At 51.6% G+C, this 18253-nt stretch carries 9 protein-coding genes; 8 read left to right on the forward strand and 1 reads right to left on the reverse strand.

Annotation, left to right across the window (positions count from 1 at the left end; all coding sequences use genetic code 11):
* The first annotated feature begins 535 nt into the window (after window positions 1-535).
* The 5 genes from H8J70_RS11410 to H8J70_RS11430 all read left to right on the forward strand — a co-directional run bounded on the left by H8J70_RS11410 (window position 536) and on the right by H8J70_RS11430 (window position 12593).
* Window positions 536-5953 (forward strand): hypothetical protein, encoded by a 5418-nt coding sequence (locus H8J70_RS11410; protein ID WP_186504419.1) that lies wholly within the window; start codon window positions 536-538, stop codon window positions 5951-5953.
* A 172-nt stretch (window positions 5954-6125) separates the two neighbouring features.
* Window positions 6126-6824, forward strand: a complete 699-nt coding sequence (locus tag H8J70_RS11415) for an aspartate/glutamate racemase family protein (protein ID WP_186504420.1) — start codon at window positions 6126-6128, stop codon at window positions 6822-6824.
* Between the two features lie 385 nt (window positions 6825-7209).
* Window positions 7210-9024 carry a TerB N-terminal domain-containing protein gene (locus H8J70_RS11420; protein WP_222433699.1) on the forward strand — a complete coding sequence of 605 codons (1815 nt, stop codon included), beginning with the start codon at window positions 7210-7212 and terminating at the stop codon, window positions 9022-9024.
* Window positions 9021-10334: an ATP-binding protein gene (locus H8J70_RS11425; RefSeq protein ID WP_186504422.1), complete on the forward strand. Its 1314-nt coding sequence runs from the start codon at window positions 9021-9023 to the stop codon at window positions 10332-10334. Before H8J70_RS11420 ends, H8J70_RS11425 begins: the two co-directional genes overlap by 4 nt.
* A 12-nt stretch (window positions 10335-10346) precedes the next feature.
* The gene (locus H8J70_RS11430) at window positions 10347-12593 is read left to right on the forward strand and encodes a DEAD/DEAH box helicase (RefSeq protein ID WP_186504423.1); all 2247 of its coding nucleotides are present in this window, start codon (window positions 10347-10349) and stop codon (window positions 12591-12593) included.
* Between the two features lie 315 nt (window positions 12594-12908).
* Here H8J70_RS11430 and H8J70_RS11435 read toward each other — a convergent pair whose 3' ends face one another.
* A complete protein-coding gene (locus H8J70_RS11435; RefSeq protein WP_186504424.1) occupies window positions 12909-13163 on the reverse strand; it encodes a type II toxin-antitoxin system RelB/DinJ family antitoxin in 255 nt (84 codons plus the stop codon).
* A gap of 147 nt (window positions 13164-13310) precedes the next feature.
* On the opposite strand from H8J70_RS11435, the gene H8J70_RS11440 reads away from it, so the two are divergent.
* The 3 genes from H8J70_RS11440 to H8J70_RS11450 all read left to right on the forward strand — a co-directional run bounded on the left by H8J70_RS11440 (window position 13311) and on the right by H8J70_RS11450 (window position 18141).
* The gene (locus tag H8J70_RS11440) at window positions 13311-15875 is read left to right on the forward strand and encodes a beta strand repeat-containing protein (protein WP_186504425.1); all 2565 of its coding nucleotides are present in this window, start codon (window positions 13311-13313) and stop codon (window positions 15873-15875) included.
* A gap of 18 nt (window positions 15876-15893) precedes the next feature.
* The gene (locus H8J70_RS11445; protein WP_186504426.1) at window positions 15894-16862 is read left to right on the forward strand and encodes an autotransporter outer membrane beta-barrel domain-containing protein; all 969 of its coding nucleotides are present in this window, start codon (window positions 15894-15896) and stop codon (window positions 16860-16862) included.
* 541 nt (window positions 16863-17403) lie between these two features.
* The gene (locus H8J70_RS11450) at window positions 17404-18141 is read left to right on the forward strand and encodes a hypothetical protein (protein WP_186504427.1); all 738 of its coding nucleotides are present in this window, start codon (window positions 17404-17406) and stop codon (window positions 18139-18141) included.
* Window positions 18142-18253: the final 112 nt, after the last annotated feature.

The following is an 18253-nucleotide window of genomic DNA, read 5'->3' on the forward strand; positions in this document are numbered from 1 at the left end:
ATTAGAGAAATTAGACAATTTAGATCAGACTCGAATTTATCTAATTTCTCCCGTTTCGTTATGATGATTATCTCATATCTTGGCAGGTGGGAGTATCCATGGTTTTATTTTACGCTTACTATATCTAAACATTATAAGAAAAAGGACCGAAAAAATTAAAAATAAATTACTGTCATGCCACCACATCCCTCCTTTTCCAAAACCTGCCAGTCTAGTCCCATTCTTATGTCCTGTACCATTCCTGTTATGCCCTAAAAGAAGCGAATGGACAACGAAAAAATGTGTGTACTATGCTAAAAAGATAAGTTCGTATTCATTTTAATTATAATATATAATTGGGTAACCATACAAAACAACGCATAAATCCTTATTGTTATTTTGTCCTCAAGAGGACTATAATAGAATATGTATAAAAATATATTATGCAAATAAACTTATACATTATATTAAAAAATAACTAATTTTTAAGAATAATGTGTTTTGATTAAATTAGTGTTTCTTCTGCTTTTGATATTTATGAGGAAAGGGGAGCATTATGGGAAAGAAAAACGGAGTCTTAGCAGCATGCGTCCTGGCCAGTATAGCTGGTCTGGGATTTCCAGGTACGCCGGTTCAGGCCGAAGGAATAACCTTCAGCGGTTCATCTGGCGGCAGTGTTACTGTGGTTACATCTGACGGCAGTACTGTGATTTCATCTGACGGTAGTGGTAGCGTTACTATTACCGTTCCTATTACGGTGACTATAAGCGGCGGTACGAGTACAGGGAATAACGATGGTACAACACCGGCTAGTGGCAACACACTCACTGTGGATGATGGCAGTACTATAGACGGTGCTATCGGCGGTAGTACGGTCACAACCGTAGAAAAGGCCATGACTGACAGTATCAAAGCCGACACGGTCAGCGGTAATACGCTTACTATAAGCGACGGTACCGTGTCCAACATGGCCGCCGGCGGGCTTTCTATCGCAGCTAATGTGACGGAAAATGAGGCGAACTTATCCGTTACGGATTCCGGTACCGCCTCGGCAGTAGTCATGGCTGGGGGTATTTCCGGTACAGGCAATGCCAACACGAATACGCTCTCTATCAGCGGCGGCAGTGTATCTGAACTAGCTGCCGGCGGTGTTACTGACTATGGCGCCGCCTCAGGCAATAAGGTCACGATGAGCGGCGGTTCCGTCTATAAACTAGTCGGTGGCGCCTCTGTGGGCGGTGTTACTACCCTTAGTAATACATTGATTGATGATTTCAGCTCCTTAGGTTCCAGATTGGATTACAAGGGAACCGCCGGCGGTTCTACGGAAAACAATGAAGTAACCATGAGTGGCGGCTCGGCGACGTACGTCTGGGGTGCGTATAACTGGAACCTCACAGGAACGGCAGGAAATGCGGATGTAAACGGTAATCAGGTGACAATCAGCGATGCGGCCGTGGTCAATGGACAGGTAGTTGGCGGTGAAGCAGATGCTGGCAGTGCGGACGACAATGCAGTCATCATCAAAGGCGGCACCTTTAATGGTGGTGCCTCTGGCATTGGACCCCAAGGTATGTCTGTTATTGGTGCCAACACTAACGTGGCTGGCAGCGGGGGTGCGAACACGAATAACAGTGTGACGATTTCCGGAGGCACCTTTGGGGAAACTGCCGTACAGTATGGCAATCGCATTATCGGGGCCTATTCCCAGAGCAACCAGGAAGATATTTCCGGCAACAGCGTCAACATTTCCGGCGGTACCTTCGGTCAGGCGGCTGGCAGTGTCAACTACGTTTATGGTGCGTATGACTGGGGCACTGGCAGCACCCTTTCCAAAAACACTGTCACCATTTCCGGCGGCACTTTGGATGCCAAGGGCGGCTATGATATAATCCTAGGCGCCTATGCAAAAACAGCTGGAACAGGCAATACCTTATCCGGCAATAAGGTCAGCATCACCGGAGGTACCGTTGGCGGCTCCAGTGCTGCTGATGCAGTTCAGATCAAAGGCGCTCAGATCGGAGAGGGAAATTACGATGGTACGGCTTCAGAAAACACCGTTGATATTGATGGTACCAAGGTCACCTTTGGCAACATTTCCAGTATGGAAGTATCAGGTGGTGTTGTTAATCAGGGCACATCCACAGGTAACCAAGTCAATGTTAAGAATGCAACGCTAGCTGCTTCTTCTTCCTTAAACCTGATTGGCGGAGAAGTTATGGGGACTGGCACGGCGGAAGGGAATATCGTAACTATTTCAGACAGCACGCTGGGCTCTGAAACAGGCAGCGGTATTGCTGTACTGGGTGGCTTTAGTGCCTCCGGAAATGCTACGGGCAATACCATAACGCTCACAAATGTAACGGCCGATTCTGCCTCCAATCAGAATATCATCATCAGAGGCGGTTATGCGGCAGGCGACGCCACAGACAATACCGTGAATATTAGCGGCGGTACCTATGGCACACATAGCCAGGCTGTCCAGATTATTGGTGGTCAGGCAGCGACTGGCAAGGCAACAGGAAATATCATCAATTACAGTGGTGGTACCGTTTCCGGTGATATGATAGGCGGCATAGCAAACGCCAATGCAGCCAATGACAACATCATTAACCTCAATGGAGCGCTGGAGACCACTTATACCCTTTACGGTGGTATTGGAGCCACGGCTGGCACCGGCAACACGCTAAACGTAAAAGCAGGTGACAGCGTCGTTGGCAGTATCCAGAATTTCCAAAAGCTTGATATTGCGCCTGATGCGTCTTTGACCGTAGGTGAGGCGGATTCAGCAAATGAAAATGCTCTGAATGTACAGCAAATTATTCATTACGGATCCACTCTGACCAAGACGGGCGCTGGCATGCTGACAGTTAATAACACACTTGATACTTATTTGGGCGCCTACACCCAGGAAGCTGGCACTACTAACCTGAATGCTGACTTGAACCTGGCAAATAAATTCGATATTCAAGCAGGTGTTCTGAATTTGAAAGATGTCACAATGGACGACCTGCATGCTAAATTAGCTGCTGACGGGCTTACAACCACGAATACTGATGACCGACTGACCATTACTGGCATAAATGGTAGCTTAATGAATACTAAAGGAAGTCTTGTTACTGCCGAAGGCACCATTGTCAATGCGGGCAATATTACTGTTAAAGCTGGAAGTTTCATTGACGCCCAAGGTGCCTTGAACATCAGAGGCGACCTGTCTGCCGAAGCTTCTACTGTTACAGCGAACAATGCTACGGTAGGCGGCTCTGTCTCCTCCACGAACGGTTCTACCGTAACTCTGGGCGGCAGTGCTCTGTTCCTGAGCAAAGTGAATGTGGACACGGGCAGCACCCTGACCCTGAATGGCGGTACCTTAACGGCTGCAAAGCTCTCCGATGCCGTCACGGGTGGCGGCAAGGTGACCCTGGACGGCACGGCTACTCTCGCTACGACGGCGGACCAGATTTTTACCGATGCCAATACGACAGAAACTACGGCAGCTAGTACGAATACCCTGACCGATACGGCGAATAATTCCGTAGTTTTCAAAGCCGGTACCTTATCGTTGAACAATGACTACAGCTATGCGTATCTGACTAATGTCCAAAGCGTCATGGATAAGATTGAAAATTCCACGACCTCCCTCGTCATGACAGGCAATCTCGTCGATACGACGGGCATTAGCAACGCTATTTCCGTAGCCAACGCCAGCGCCATCGGTTCCAATGTCGCGTTGGATACAGTGACAGCTGCTACGAACGACCAAAATCTGGTCATCGGCGGGACCGCTGCCGATACGAATACTACTGCTGTATCCCAGGGCTTCAGCGTCGCAGCTCTCGACCTTGGTTCTGCAGATAGTGTCATCGTTACGGGCGGCCAGAGCCTGACCCTGGGCGGCAGCGGCACGACGGATGTCATTTCTACGACCAGTGATAATGCAGAAGTGTCCTTGACAGACGGCAGCAACCTGACCATCGGCAACAGTACGGTCGGCGCGGACCAGACGCTGAACGTCAATGCCTCTGTGGCCGCGACGGACAGCACGGTCACGACGAATGGCCAAACGAATATCGAAGGCACTGTCACCCTGACGAACTCTACCATTCAAGCCAATACCGGCACGTTGACCGTGGCCCAGGACCTCACCACAGGTGGCACGTCTACCATTACGGGTAGTGTCGCTGTCGCTGGCGATATCGTAGCCACAGCTGCGGACGATGGCACGACAGCTACGCTGAACGTCGGTACCGATACGACAGCCGCTGCAGTCAGCGCCAAGAGTGCCAGCCTCGCTGGCGGTACACTCTATCTCGACCCGGTATGGCAAAATGGCGATACCATCGGTGACGGCTCCAAGGCCGCTCTGGGCAGTGTGTCTGACGCAAAACTCGTTGTCGGCAACAACTCTACACTCACCTTGGGCTCGACAGATACATCCCTTGCCGAAAAGGCTTTTGCCGATACGGGCCTTTCGTGGGGTTCCGACGGCATCCTCTCGGCCCTTTATGTCAACAGCAGCCAGAGTCTGTCTAATAACAGCATCGTTGTCGATAGCGCCGCTTCTTCTACGAGCGGCACCGAATACGGCATCTTCACCATGGGCGCAAATTCCCTCCTGATGGTTAATGGCAGTGCCGTCACCTCGACAGCCGCCTTGACAAACGTGAAGAGCGTCAGCATGGATAGCAGTGCTAAGCTCTACATCGACGGTGCCACGAGCAGCACGACCTATAATATTCTCAGTGCAGCTAGCGGCGGTGATGTGAAGACAGATAACACGTGGTACGCTGATGCGAATGCAGCCACGAAGAATATCCTTACAAACAACCAGCTTCTGAAATTCATTGGTGCTGACGGTAACGGCACGAGCCAATTTTCCGTTACAGCTATTGCGCAGGACGCTAGCGACGTCTATGGCAAGGCCATCATCGATCCGAACGTCGTTAATGCCGCCATGGCTGGTTCTGGTGCCAGTGCAGATTTCTTCAATAACGCTGTGAATAACCAAGTCAACACGACGACGGCTCAACAGGCGAACGCCATCAACAGCCAGGCTGCTATGACCGAACTGGGCGGCGTTCAGCACGGTCTTTATACGGCCAACAACCTCTTTGATTCGGCTGTTATGAACCACTTGGCTGACCTCGAGCAGGCCGATAAAGATAAAGACATTTGGGCTCACTACATCCATTCCAAAGAAGACATCGACGGCCTCGCCCTCGCTACCCTTGGTGGCGCCTCTTACAAAGCCCAGTACAACGGCGTCATCGTCGGTTCTGATTTCTATACGAAAGGAAACGCCGTTGCCGGTGCAGCCTTTACCTACATCGATGGCTCCCTCGACGGTAACACGAGCACGGCTACGACTAAGAACGATGCCGACTACTACGGCCTTAGCCTTTATGGCCGCCTCACACATGGCAGAACGAACTACTTGGGCGACATTTCCTGGCTCCACGGCAAAAATGACCTGACCCAGTACAACAGCCTGAAAGAACTCACAGGCTCCGTTTCGTCCAATGCCTTCAGCGCCGGCGTCCGGGCTGAACAGAACTTCACCGCCGGCAAGGGTCTGCTCACGCCATACATTGGCCTCCGTTATGCCCACCTCGACTTCGGTGACTACACGGATAGCATTGGCGTACACCACGACGCCGATACGGCCAATATCTGGCTCCTCCCCGTAGGTCTCCGCTACAGCCTCACCAGCCAGCATGGCAACTGGACCATTAAGCCCATTGCCGAAGCCGGCTATCTCTGGACTCTGGGCGACCGTGACGGTGTAGAAACAGTCAGCCTCGACGGCCAAGCTAACGCCTTCGGTTTCGACCTCGCCGACCCCGGCACCTACTACGGCCGCCTAGGCGTAGAAGCCCAAAAAGGCGACATCACCTACGGCATCGGCTACCAATACCAAAAAGGCGACAGCGTCCGCAGCAACACGTGGATGGCCGCCGTACGCTATAAATTCTAAACAAAATTCAAGCCGCTGTTGCAAAGCAAGAGCCGTTTTTCCTACGATAACCTTCCGACGCAGACCGAGCCTTAGAACAATTTCACGAAAACAATTTGTTTGAGGTTCACGTAGATGTGTAGTATACTGAAAAAATAATGATGCTTTTCTGTATCCTGCAAAGGAGGCCTTTATGAAGAAAATCGGATTAATTGGCGGCACTGGGCCCGAATCGACCATTATGTATTATCGTGAACTAGAATACGGTGTTCAAAAACAGTTGCAAAAGCCCGTGTTTCCTCCTATGGTGATCGAGAGCCTTAGTGTCTTTCAAGTGTTGGAATATTGTGCTGAGCAGGATTATGAAGGATTAACCCGGTATTTGCTCCAGGGCATCTGCAATTTGGCTGCTGCCGGTGCTGAGTATGGGGCCTTTACGGGCATTACGCCCCATGTGGTCTTTGACGACGTGGCGGCAAAGTCTCCGATTCCCTTGGTGAGTATGGTGGAAACTGCTGGTGATGAAGCGGAAAAATCACAGTGCAAGAGAGTAGGACTTTTGGGGACGTTACCTACGATGGAAGGTGATTTTTTCCAAAGAGCCTTTGCTAAACGGGGCATCTGCACGGTCACGCCCCATCAAGACGAAAGATTGTACATTGCTGATAAGATAAAAACGGAACTAGAATATGGCCAGGTAGTGCCGGCTACGCAGAAAAGGATGGTGGAAATTGCTGAAGGAATGATCACAGAGCACCACCTCGATGCCATCGTGCTAGGCTGTACGGAACTGCCATTGATCTTTGACCAGGTGACACTGCCCGTGCCTGCCTTGGATATGATGCGGCTGCATATCCAAGCTCTGATTCAGCTGATCTTACGAGAAGAGTGAAACAGCAGGCTATCGGCTCTATGAGACATTGTATCCTGAGGAGAATGCACGTAGGGAAGAAGTGTTTTTTTGGATTCAACCTCTATCCCGGCTTCGCCGTACTTTCTCCGATCACGGAGAAAGCCAGTTGTGGTCCAATTTAGTAATTACTAACTAGCTGGAATTGCTTCAATCCTAGAGTAGTAACGGCGCAATGCCCGCACGGGGATTGGCTCTAGGATTGAATTCTTCAATCCTAGAGTAGTAACGGCGCAACGCCCGCACAGGGGCGTTGCGCTTTTTAGTTGCAATTTGTGTGGGCTTTATTTTATAATAAAAAGTACAAATGTTTGTTATTAAGAAAGCCTGGATACGCTGTTGACGGGCTGGAAAAGGAGAGATCCTCATGACTTGGCCTTCAGACAAAACAAGGAAAGATATAATAGAGCAGCTGCGGCAGCTGTATCGGGCAGAGCCTATCAGGCCTCGGGTAGCAGAGAAAACTGTTGAGTTGCCGCCGCCTTTAGTGGCCTTGCGGAAGATGGCTAAGACATTTAAGCAGGAAGACAGGTATGTAAGCCGCGACGAGATTTTTGTGCGTCAAGCCGAGCTGGCAAAGGAGTACGAAGACGATTATCGCTGGGACCAGACAGAGATCCGTTTTTTACCTACGTACGAATCCTTAAAAGATCATGAGCTGCGCGGTTATTTTGGCTGGCGGACGCGGCTACGTCACGGCACCATGGAAAAAACATCCCTCGTGTATGCCCGGATTTACACCTACGAGATCATCAATCAAATTGACGTCAAGACGCCTGGCGAAGGCTTGCAAAAGCTCGTAGCCTTCCTCAAGGCATATGAAAAGCTCGATGCACGGATTACTGAAAACTGGGCCGACTTAGTCCGGGACTACATCCTTTATTATGAGTTAGACCCGAAAATGCTGCCGCCAACGGAATTTTCCTTGCAAGACCGGGCCTATCTCGTGCTTGATGATGAAGAAAATGCGTCCGACCAGGAAATCTTCCAGGCGTTACAGGAATTTTCCACATATCGCATGGACCGGTCTAAATTCTATAAGGACAATCCCGAACGCTATGTGGCGCTCATGGCAATAGCGTACAGGCAGCTTACGGAATATTTCTTGCGTCGCCGGCAACGAACCTTTGCCGAAGAGTATATCGGCGAACTTGAAAGTCATTGGATGTCCATCTTTTCTTTGGCTGTGTTTTATAAAGGGCGGGACAGGCGCTTTTATTCTGTGCAGGCAACGCCTGCGTGTACGTACGTGAATGAGGGCGGCGAATGGCTCTTAGAAAGGGTAGTGTATTTTGAAAAAGCGCACCGCAAGCTCGGCAAGCTCATGAAGACCATGGAAGCGGAATTCCGCAAGTTCCTGGGCTTTGCTGAGATCCAGCGCCCCTATTCCTACAAATGGATGCTCAAGCTGGCCGCCCAGTCCTTTGAAATCTGGCAGGCAGAAGAGAACAGGAAGAAACGAGCTCAAGTTAATCTGGACCAGTCAATCCTGGACAAAATCCGCGCCGAAGCGGCCATTACCCGCGATCGCCTGATTACGGAAGCAGACTTGGGAGAAGAAGCCCCGCCGGCACTGCAGGAACCATCCGTACAGCCGCCTAGCGCAGCCACCCTTGCCACAGACGACCCTGTTGCCCCAATGCCTGCTGACACGCCGAAGCCGGCACCAGAGCTAAGCGCGACAGCCGCCCCGGCACCAGCGAATCTCCCATGGCAGCTCACGCCAGACGAACTCCATTACCTCCAAGACATCGTCACAGGAAATGCTTCGCCCTGGCTGGCACAACAAGGCCTCATGGCAGCCATCCTCGTCGACAGCATCAACGCCAAGGCCTTAGAAGAAATAGGGGACAACATCCTCGCTGGCGACCCGCCGGCACTCATCGAAGACTACGCAGACGACGTCCGGCAGGTTTTAGCCGGCGCCGCCCAGGCAAATCCTGCCGCAGCACCTCAGTCAGCGCCGTGGCAGCTCACACCGGATGAACTGCGCTATCTCCAGGACATCCTGCACCACGCCCCGACGGACTGGGTTCAGGCACAAGGCCTCATGGCCTCCGTCCTCTGCGACAGCATCAACGAAAAACTCTACGACGACTTCGGCGACACGGTCCTCTCCGGGGACCCGCCGGAAGTACTGGAAGATTATATAGACGAAGTTAAGGAAGGATTGAAATCATGAAAATACCAAAACGTATTGCCCGCACACTGATCAGCTCCCTCAAAGGGGGCGTCGTGCCACGCATTGGCCTGCCGTACATCACTGTAGGCCGGAAAAGTGAAATCGAAGCCCTCTTGCACGACGTAGAAGTCATTGCCGACGGTGGCGCGTCCTTCCGCTTCATCGTTGGACGTTACGGCAGCGGCAAAAGCTTTCTCATGCAGACCATCCGCAACTACGTTATGGAAAAGGACTTCGTCGTCGTAGACGCCGACCTTTCGCCGGAACGGCGCCTCCAAGGCAATAACGGCCAGGGCCTGGTGACGTACAGGGAACTCGTGCGCAACATGGCCACCAAGACCAAGCCTGAAGGTGGCGCCTTGAACCTGATTCTCGACCGCTGGCTGAACCGCGTCCAGCTGGATGTCATGGCAGAAAGCGGCCTGGCCGCTACGGATCCGGGCATTCGCCCCTTAATGGAGCAAAAGATAGGCGAGGTCATCGGTGCGTTGAACGAAATGGTCCATGGCTTTGATTTCGCCAAAATCCTTACGCTCTACTACAAAGCTTATGCTGAAGGCGATGCCGAAATGAAAGCCAAGGTCACGAAGTGGTTCCGCGGCGAATACCATACGAAGACGGAGGCCCGCAAGGAAATGGGCGTCAATATCATCATCAACGATGACGATTGGTATGAATACCTGAAACTCTTTGCGTGCTTCCTCAAACAGGCTGGCTACGCAGGCCTCTTGGTTTGCATTGACGAGCTGGTCAACATCTATAAGATTCCCCACGCCATTACGCGCCAGTACAACTACGAAAAAATCCTCACCATGTACAATGACACCCTCCAGGGCAAGGCCCACTACCTGGGCATCATCATGGGTGGTACGCCGCAGTGCATGGAAGACCCGCGCCGCGGTGTTTACAGCTACGAAGCCCTGCGCTCTCGTCTGGCCGAAGGCCATTTTGGCGGTACCCACAAGGACCTCATGGCACCGGTCATTCCTTTACTGCCCCTGACGAACGAAGAAATGCTGATCCTCATTGAAAAGCTGGCAGAAATCCACAGCAGCCTTTATGGCTACGAATCCCATATGAAACCTGAGGATTTGGCTAAGTTTATCGAAATCGAGTTCGGCCGCATTGGCGCCGATTCCCATATTACACCACGCGAGGTTATTCGCGACTTCATTGAAGTCCTGGACATTCTGTACCAGCACCCGGACCTCACCGTGACAGAGCTTCTCGGCTCAGACCAATTCCAATACGCCAAAAACGACGTACAAGAAGGCGACGCGCCGGCAGAATTTGCAGAATTCACCGTCTAAGGAGGCAGCCCTATGAGCATCTTCGACAGATACGCACCCTTTGTCCAGGATTTCATCTACGATCATGGCTGGGAACAGCTGCGCTCTATTCAGGTAGCAGCCGGCGATATCATCCTCAATACAGACGAAAACCTATTGCTCACGGCATCTACGGCTTCCGGTAAGACGGAAGCCGCCTTTTTTCCCATCCTGTCCCTCTTTGCCCAGGATCCGCCGGCCTCTGTAGGCTGTATCTACATCGGCCCCTTGAAAGCCCTCATTAATGACCAGTTCCAGCGCCTGCAGCCACTCTGCGAAGAAGGCGGCATCCCTGTGTGGCACTGGCACGGCGACGTGTCCCAGTCGCACAAGGCCAAGCTGCTCAGAAAGCCTTCCGGAATATTACAGATTACGCCAGAGTCTCTGGAAGCCATGCTGCTTCACAAGCACATGGCTATTCCCAGGCTCTTTGGGGACCTGCGCTTTGTCGTCATCGACGAAGTCCATTCCCTCCTGCGCGGTGACCGGGGCGGCCAGACTTTGTGCCTCATCGAACGTCTGTCGCGCCTGGCCGGCGTTAATCCGCGGCGTATTGGCCTGTCGGCTACACTGGGCGATCCGGAAATAGTAGGAAAGTTTCTCTCCCAAGGAACGGGACGGAAAACCCTTATTCCCCAGGTCGAAGGCCCAGGCAGCAAGTGGCGTCTGTCGATGGAGCATTTCTACGTCAAAGACGCCCAGGCAGGGGAGGACAAGCCAGACATAAAGGCCTTGCCGGTCCTCGAAGAAAAGACGGATCAGGCACCTCTTCAGGCCGATCCGGGCCTGGGCTATATATTTGAACACACGCGCGGCAAAAAGTGCCTTGTCTTTGTCAATTCCAGGGAAGAATGCGAAGGAGTTACTACGTCCTTACGCCAGTACTGTGATCTGAACCACGAACGGGACCGCTTTTTGATTCACCATGGCAATCTCTCTGCGGCCTATCGGGAAACGGCAGAAATGCTCATGAAGGATGAAGACAAAAGCCTCACGACAGTGACCACGTCGACATTGGAATTGGGCATCGATATTGGCCGCCTGGAACGGGCCTTTCAGATTGATGCACCGTGGACTGTATCGTCATTCCTGCAGCGCATGGGCCGCACAGGACGACGGGGCCAGCCTTCCGAAATGTGGTTTGTCATTAGGGAAGACGAGCCGGAAATCCGGGCCATGCTGCCAGCTACGATTCCCTGGAAGCTGCTGCAGGCCATTGCCCTGGTCCAGCTCTATTTGGAAGAAAAGTGGGTAGAACCGCCACGCCTGGACCGGCTGCCCTACAGCCTCCTGTACCACCAGACCATGAGCGTCCTTCAGGCCAACGGAGAAATGTCTCCGGCCAGCCTGGCAGGAAAAGTCCTGACGTTGCCGTATTTTCACCGCATCAGCCAGGACGACTATAAAGTTCTTTTAACTCACTTGCTCAATACGGACCACCTGCAACGCACAGAAAAGGGAGGCCTCATCGTAGGCCTTACGGGAGAACGGGTTACGAGCTCCTTTAAATTCTACGGTGTCTTTCAGGAAAACGAAGAGTATACGGTGCGTTGTGATTCCCAGGAACTGGGCACCGTCGTCGCACCGCCGCCACCAGGTGAAAAGATTGCCATTGCCGGCCATGTGTGGCGCGTTCTGGAAGTGGACCGGAAACGTCACGTCATTTACTGTGAAATGGTCAAAGGCAAGGTCCCGGCCTATTTTGGCGAATGTCCTGGCGACCTGCATACAAAGATCCTGGAACGCATGCGGACCGTTCTCAAGGAAGACAAGCAGTATCCGTACCTCATGAAAAATGCCGTAGCCAGATTAACCCAGGCAAGATTCACGGCTAGCCAATCGGGAGCGGCAACACAGCCCCTCATCCAGCTGGGCGGCAAGATGTGGTGTCTCCTGCCCTGGCTGGGAACGTATGGATTTCTCGCTATGGAACGCTTCCTAAACCTCAAGGTCGGACCGGAAGTAGGGCTCAAAAATTTGGACTCCTTCAGGCCGTACTTTATGCAATTCACTATGGAAGCCGACGCCAAAACCTTCTTTGAAACGTGCTATAAAAAGATCAAAGAGGATATTAATCCCATGGAACTCCTGTATCAGCATGAAGTGCCACAGTTTGATAAATACGATGAATACCTGCCGGAAGAACTGGTCCGCAAAGGCTTTGCCTTAGGCGTCCTGAACTTGGCAGATGTGAAAAAGCGGGTTTTGGAATGGCAAACGACTGCTAACGTGGGCGAATAGAGAAGTAACCACGGCCTCTGGAGTAGTAACGGCGCAACGCCCACACAGGGATTGGCTCTAGGATTGAATTCTCCAATCCTAGAGTAGTAACGGCGTAACGCCCACACAGGGGCGTTACGCTATTCCGGTTTCGATTCATCACATCAACATTATTACTACTAGTTTCTCCTCATTGAGCGCTCTGCGTCCACCAAGGCCTCGGTCCTATTTTTAGGACTAAGGCTTTTTCACTACTATCACCATGTGTGCCAGTCTGGGGCAGCGTCAGGACTAGGACTTTCTCTTCCTTGAAAGTAGTGGTATCTTTGCTTTTTCTCATTTTTCCAGATTTCTCGGCAGCGCATCCAAATCGTCGTGGCCTTTCACAGCAGGATCCTTTGCAATCTGGTCTGCTTTACGCATAGCGGCAATCGTTTCTCTATTGGGATGATCTAAGGTAATCCGAAAAGGAATACCGCCATCGCGAAGTGATTGCCGAACAAAAATAGTGAAAGCCGTAGACCAGTTCATGCCCGGTCTGGCAAATAAAGCATCCACCTTTTCCTGGCTATACAGCTGACATTTCGTCATGAGGATTCCTATGACAAAATGAGTTCACTTCTATAGTGAAAAGATATATAATATATAGTAATGGGACCCCTTACCACGCATGTATAGCAGCGTAGCAAGGCTACGTTCCTAGGGAAGCTTTTTTTGTGGGAAAAGGGGACGAAAGAAATGAGCAAACGAACAAAGATTTTAACCATGCTGGTCTTAGCAGGGATCGCAGGACTGGCACCAATCGCGCAGCCGGCCATGGCGGAAGCGATTGTAGTCAACGGGACATCAGACGGCTATGATAATTCCGTTTATTATTTAGGCAATGAGGATACCCATACGGACAGCAATAATACGTTGACCATCAACGGTGGCACCTTCGTCGGCGCTGCTGGCGGGTCATCTGTCACTACCTTTTTAGAGGATATGGATGCCAGCTCTGAAAATACGGATACAACAGCCGTTTCGGGCAACAACCTCACCTTCAACGATCAGCCGCTAGAAGACGATTATCAATTAATCAGCTGGGCGGCCGGCGGCGTTGCTATCAATAAGGACGTGACCAATAACCAGGTCAAGGTCAATTACCCAACAGAAAATATTGAAACATACGTAATGAATGACATCGATGATGATATTATCGGCGGCTCGACCATCCAAGGCAAGGCTGAAGGCAACAAAGTCACCATCAATGGGATAAAATACAGTGAGAAGTACGTGTATGACGGCCCAGACTACGTTTACGGCGGCTATTCCTATATCGGCCCTGTGTCCGGCAACGAAGTACATCTGAACGGCGGCTTTATCTATAATGATGTGGCTGCCGGTGCCCAGGGAAATGCCGATAGCGGTACTACGACAGATGCCATGGATACCTATCTTGAGGACTATGCAGAGAGCCTTTCCTTTACAAAGACCGGTGCTGTAACGAATAATAAGACCTATGTAGATGGCGCTTATACGGCAGGTACTGTTTATGGTGGCTACATGACTGTACCTGATTCTTCTGATGGGGCCACTGTCCAGCCTGGGAGCATTACAGGTAATATGGTAGATGTTTCAAATGGCGCCAATGTCGATTCCGTATATGGCGGCTATGCTTATTATTCTAATGCAGGGAATTCATCAATCTCCATGGCGGATAACAGCGTGACAATCAAAGATTCCATCGTAGAGGATGGCTATGTGATAGGCGGATATGCGGAAACCGGGGATAGTACAGGACAGGCAGTGGTCAGCGGCAATAAGGTGACTGCGACAAATGCTACAGTCAATCCGTCATCCGGCTCGGATTTTTACCGCATAGATATCTTTGGCGGGTCCGTATTTTCTGATGCATATACCGGAAGCACCGTAGACAGCAATGAAGTCACTGTTTCTGACAGCACAATCGGTACGGCGAAGTCATATATCATTACCCTTGCCGGCGGGTATGCTGATTATGATACAGTTTCCAATAATACACTGACCGTCTCCGGAAGCACCTTTCAGCTTTCTAACTTGAATCAGGACCACTGGATCATACTGGCCGGTGGTGAAAAAGCGTATGTGGCAGCTGCAGCGGATACAGAAGGAAATGTAACCAACAATACGGCCACGCTGACAGATAATACAATCGTCCTGAATGCCGGGCACCGGGTCATGCTCACAGGCGGGCTGAATGGGTATATGGCTAACATTTTGAACAACAGTTACTGGTTTGGCACCGGGGACAGCATAGGCAATACTCTCAATATCTCCGGCAATACTATTGGGGCGGCTGCTGCCTCCGCGACAGGGAACAAAAACTATATCGCTGGCGGCGTTGCCGTAGGCTGGGACTGGAATGAAGGAACGGATCCAAATACCTATACCTATACGTATTATCCCGCTAATGCCACGTCCAATACGGCCAATATCACCAGCGGCACCATCGGCGTAAATAGCCTGGATGTAAACAACATTGCCGGCGGCATGGTCCTGACAGATGGCAATGCCCAAAGCAACACGCTGAACATCTCCGGCGGCACCATCGGCGCCGTAGCCAGCAACACAAACTACGTCAGCGGCGGCTATACCGCATTGGGTAACGCCACAGGAAATACGCTGAACATTTCCGGTGGCACTATCGGCACAGCGTCAGGCAGCAATTCCTATATCGCCGGCGGCTATACGGCAAGTGGCACGGCTTCGGGCAATACGGTCAATATCTCTGGTGGCACCTTTGGCGTAGCCGATGGGGAAACTTCAGACACGACAACTGCAAAGACGATGAGCCTCCTGGCAGCCACTGCTGACGCAACCACCCCAGACCTCTCCACCCTTTCAAACTACATCGCCGGCGGCTACTCCGCTGATGGTGACACATCGGACAATACAGTCAACCTTACCGGCAGCGCCCTCGCGACCGGCTTCAGCCTCTACGGCGGTGTAGGCCAGACGAGTACCGGCAACACCCTCAACGTCTATACGAAGGGAAATAGCGTCGGCAGCCTGGCTTACTTCCAAAACCTCAACTTCTACGTCCCGGCTGATGCGGCAAACGGCGACACCCTGCTCACCGTTACCGGCACAGCCGACGTCACAGGCGCCACCATCAAAGCCGGCGTAGCCGACACGACGCAGCTAAAAAGTGGCGACATCATCAACCTCCTGTACGACGCGAGTGGCATCACCACAGATAATACCACCTACGGCACCCTGGCCGGCCTCAATATGATCACCGACGCCGCTTTCGTCACGCGACCCATAGCAGTCAAACAATAAGACGCCAAGACCATCGTCATGGAAATCCTCAGTGACGACCAAGCTACCCTTTCCAAAGACACGAAACTCTTTGCCGAAGCCCGCGCCACAGCCGTGAACACCCTGGCTAACGCCGCCGACTTTGCCGCCACTGACGGCTTTGCCAGTGCTGCGGCAGCCTACCACGCAGACCACGGCCTGAGCGGTGCCTTTACACCCTACGTAGCCCTGGGCGGCTACAACCTCCGCGCCGACACCGGCTCCTATGTCGACACGAACGGCCTTAATGCCAATGTAGGCTTCGTCCATCAAGACTACGCCCAAGGCCACACGGACACGATCATGCCTTTCGTCGAATACGGCAATGGAAATTACACGAGCCACCTCGATGACGGAGCCAGAGCCGACGGCGATCAGCACTATGTAGGCGGCGGTATTCTCGTCAGACGCGACCAAAATGACGGCCTCTACTATGAAGGGATGCTCCGCGCCGGACGTCTGAGTGGTGACTTCAAAGGCCTTATCGAAGGCTACCAGGCAAGCTACGACAGCAACTCTGCCTACGTAGGTGCTATGCTAGGCCTGGGCAAAATCGTGCCAGCCGGTAAAAACGTAACATACGACTACTACGGCAAGGTATTTTGGAACCACCTCGCCAGCGACACGGCACAAGTGCACTCTGCCTTAGGCACAGCCAACTACCACTTCGACACCATTGACTCGTACCGCACGCGACTTGGCCTAAGATGGACCCGTCACCTCGATCAGGCGCAATCCCTCTACGCAGGCCTGGCCTGGGATTATGAATGGAAAGGTGATGCCCACGCCCAATACCGCACCTTCGACACACCCAGCCCCAGCACCAAAGGCAGCAGTGCCATGCTGGAACTAGGCTGGCAGAGTAAGATGGATAAGAATCACGATTGGGGTGCCGACCTTCACGTGACCGGCTGGGCAGGAACACAACGCGGCGTGACCTACAGTGCGACCGTTAGCCGGGCGTTCTAAAAAAAGGCGCCACCTATGGGGGAGCTGGGCCAGTCGCGGAGCGACTGGGTCTGAAGGGGTTCATTTCTGTGTATTTAACCTCTAGGGTCCGGTATCGCATCAGCGGTAAGGGCTGCTAGTTGGCTCCATGCTTGAGTTTCTCCATCATGGAGAAGTAAGGCCACAATGCCCGCACAGGGACATTGCGCTATCGACCGCTTCGCGGCCACATTCTTTCTCCTAAGGGAAAAGCACGAGAAAGCTATTAGCGGTGTGCTTTTTCCTGGGGAGATTGCAAAGCAGTTTCTTTCAGACAAGCGTCTGTCTTGATCTGAAGGAAACTGCTTTTTTCTTATTAACACATTTTTAATTATTATAACTAAATGAGTTTATACATATAATGAAATAATATATAATGTAAAGCAATATAACTCTACCGTATAAAATGGTGGATTAATCGGTGCAAAAACTCTTTGGGGAAGCTTGCAAAAAAACTTGGGGCGTGCGCTTTGCACTGGATAAGTTTGGGACTATTTGGGAATTTTGGGAAGGAGAATGAATCATGAGAAAACAGAGGGGTATATTAACCGTTTTGGTCTTAGCCAGCCTCTTTAGCCTGGGCCTCAGCGGACCGCCGGCCTTGGCCGATGACACAGTCGTCACCACTGTTACCGATAAAGTAACTGATATCAGCAACAGGAAAAATATCCATGACGATATGTCCGGTGGCGGTCTAAGCCTAACTGCTGACGAAATAGCGGCTTTGCCGGAAAAAACGGAGGTCAGCGTCAAGGGCAACAAGGTGATTGCCGATAGTGCTACCTTCTATACAAATTACCGTATCTACGGCGGCTATCTGCTAACAGACGGTACGGCAACCACATCTCATACGGTCACTTTTACGGTTAGCGGCAACAGTGTTTCTGCAACCGGCAGTATTGATTTATGGCGTACTTTCGGCGGCTATGGGGAAGTTAAACCTTCGGACACAGCCGCCGTACTCAGACCTATAAACGTCACGGACAATGAGGTTACTTTGAAAGAGCTGACGGGAAAAGCGGAATCCAATTACATTTACGGTGGTTATACGAATTTGGGCAATGCAGACAGCAATAGGGTAACCGTTACCGGACCAAAAGATGAGACTGGCAGCAATAATCTGACCATACGATATGGGGTATACGGCGGTGCAAGTGGGGGTGCTCCTTCGGGAAGCAGCTACGGGGAAACGGAATATTACGGCGGCAGTGCACGTGGTATGCTAAAGTTGGACATGGAGGGGGTAGAAATTGAATACTAAATGTAGTAATCTTGGATAAAAGATTTTCTAATTAGTATCCGATGCCCTCAATTGTTAGATGGGAGGTTGCCACGTGAAATTAACGAAAGAACAACGATTAGAAATAGGTCGC

The sequence above is a fragment of the Megasphaera hominis genome (assembly GCF_014269395.1).
Lineage (GTDB): Bacteria > Bacillota > Negativicutes > Veillonellales > Megasphaeraceae > Megasphaera > Megasphaera hominis.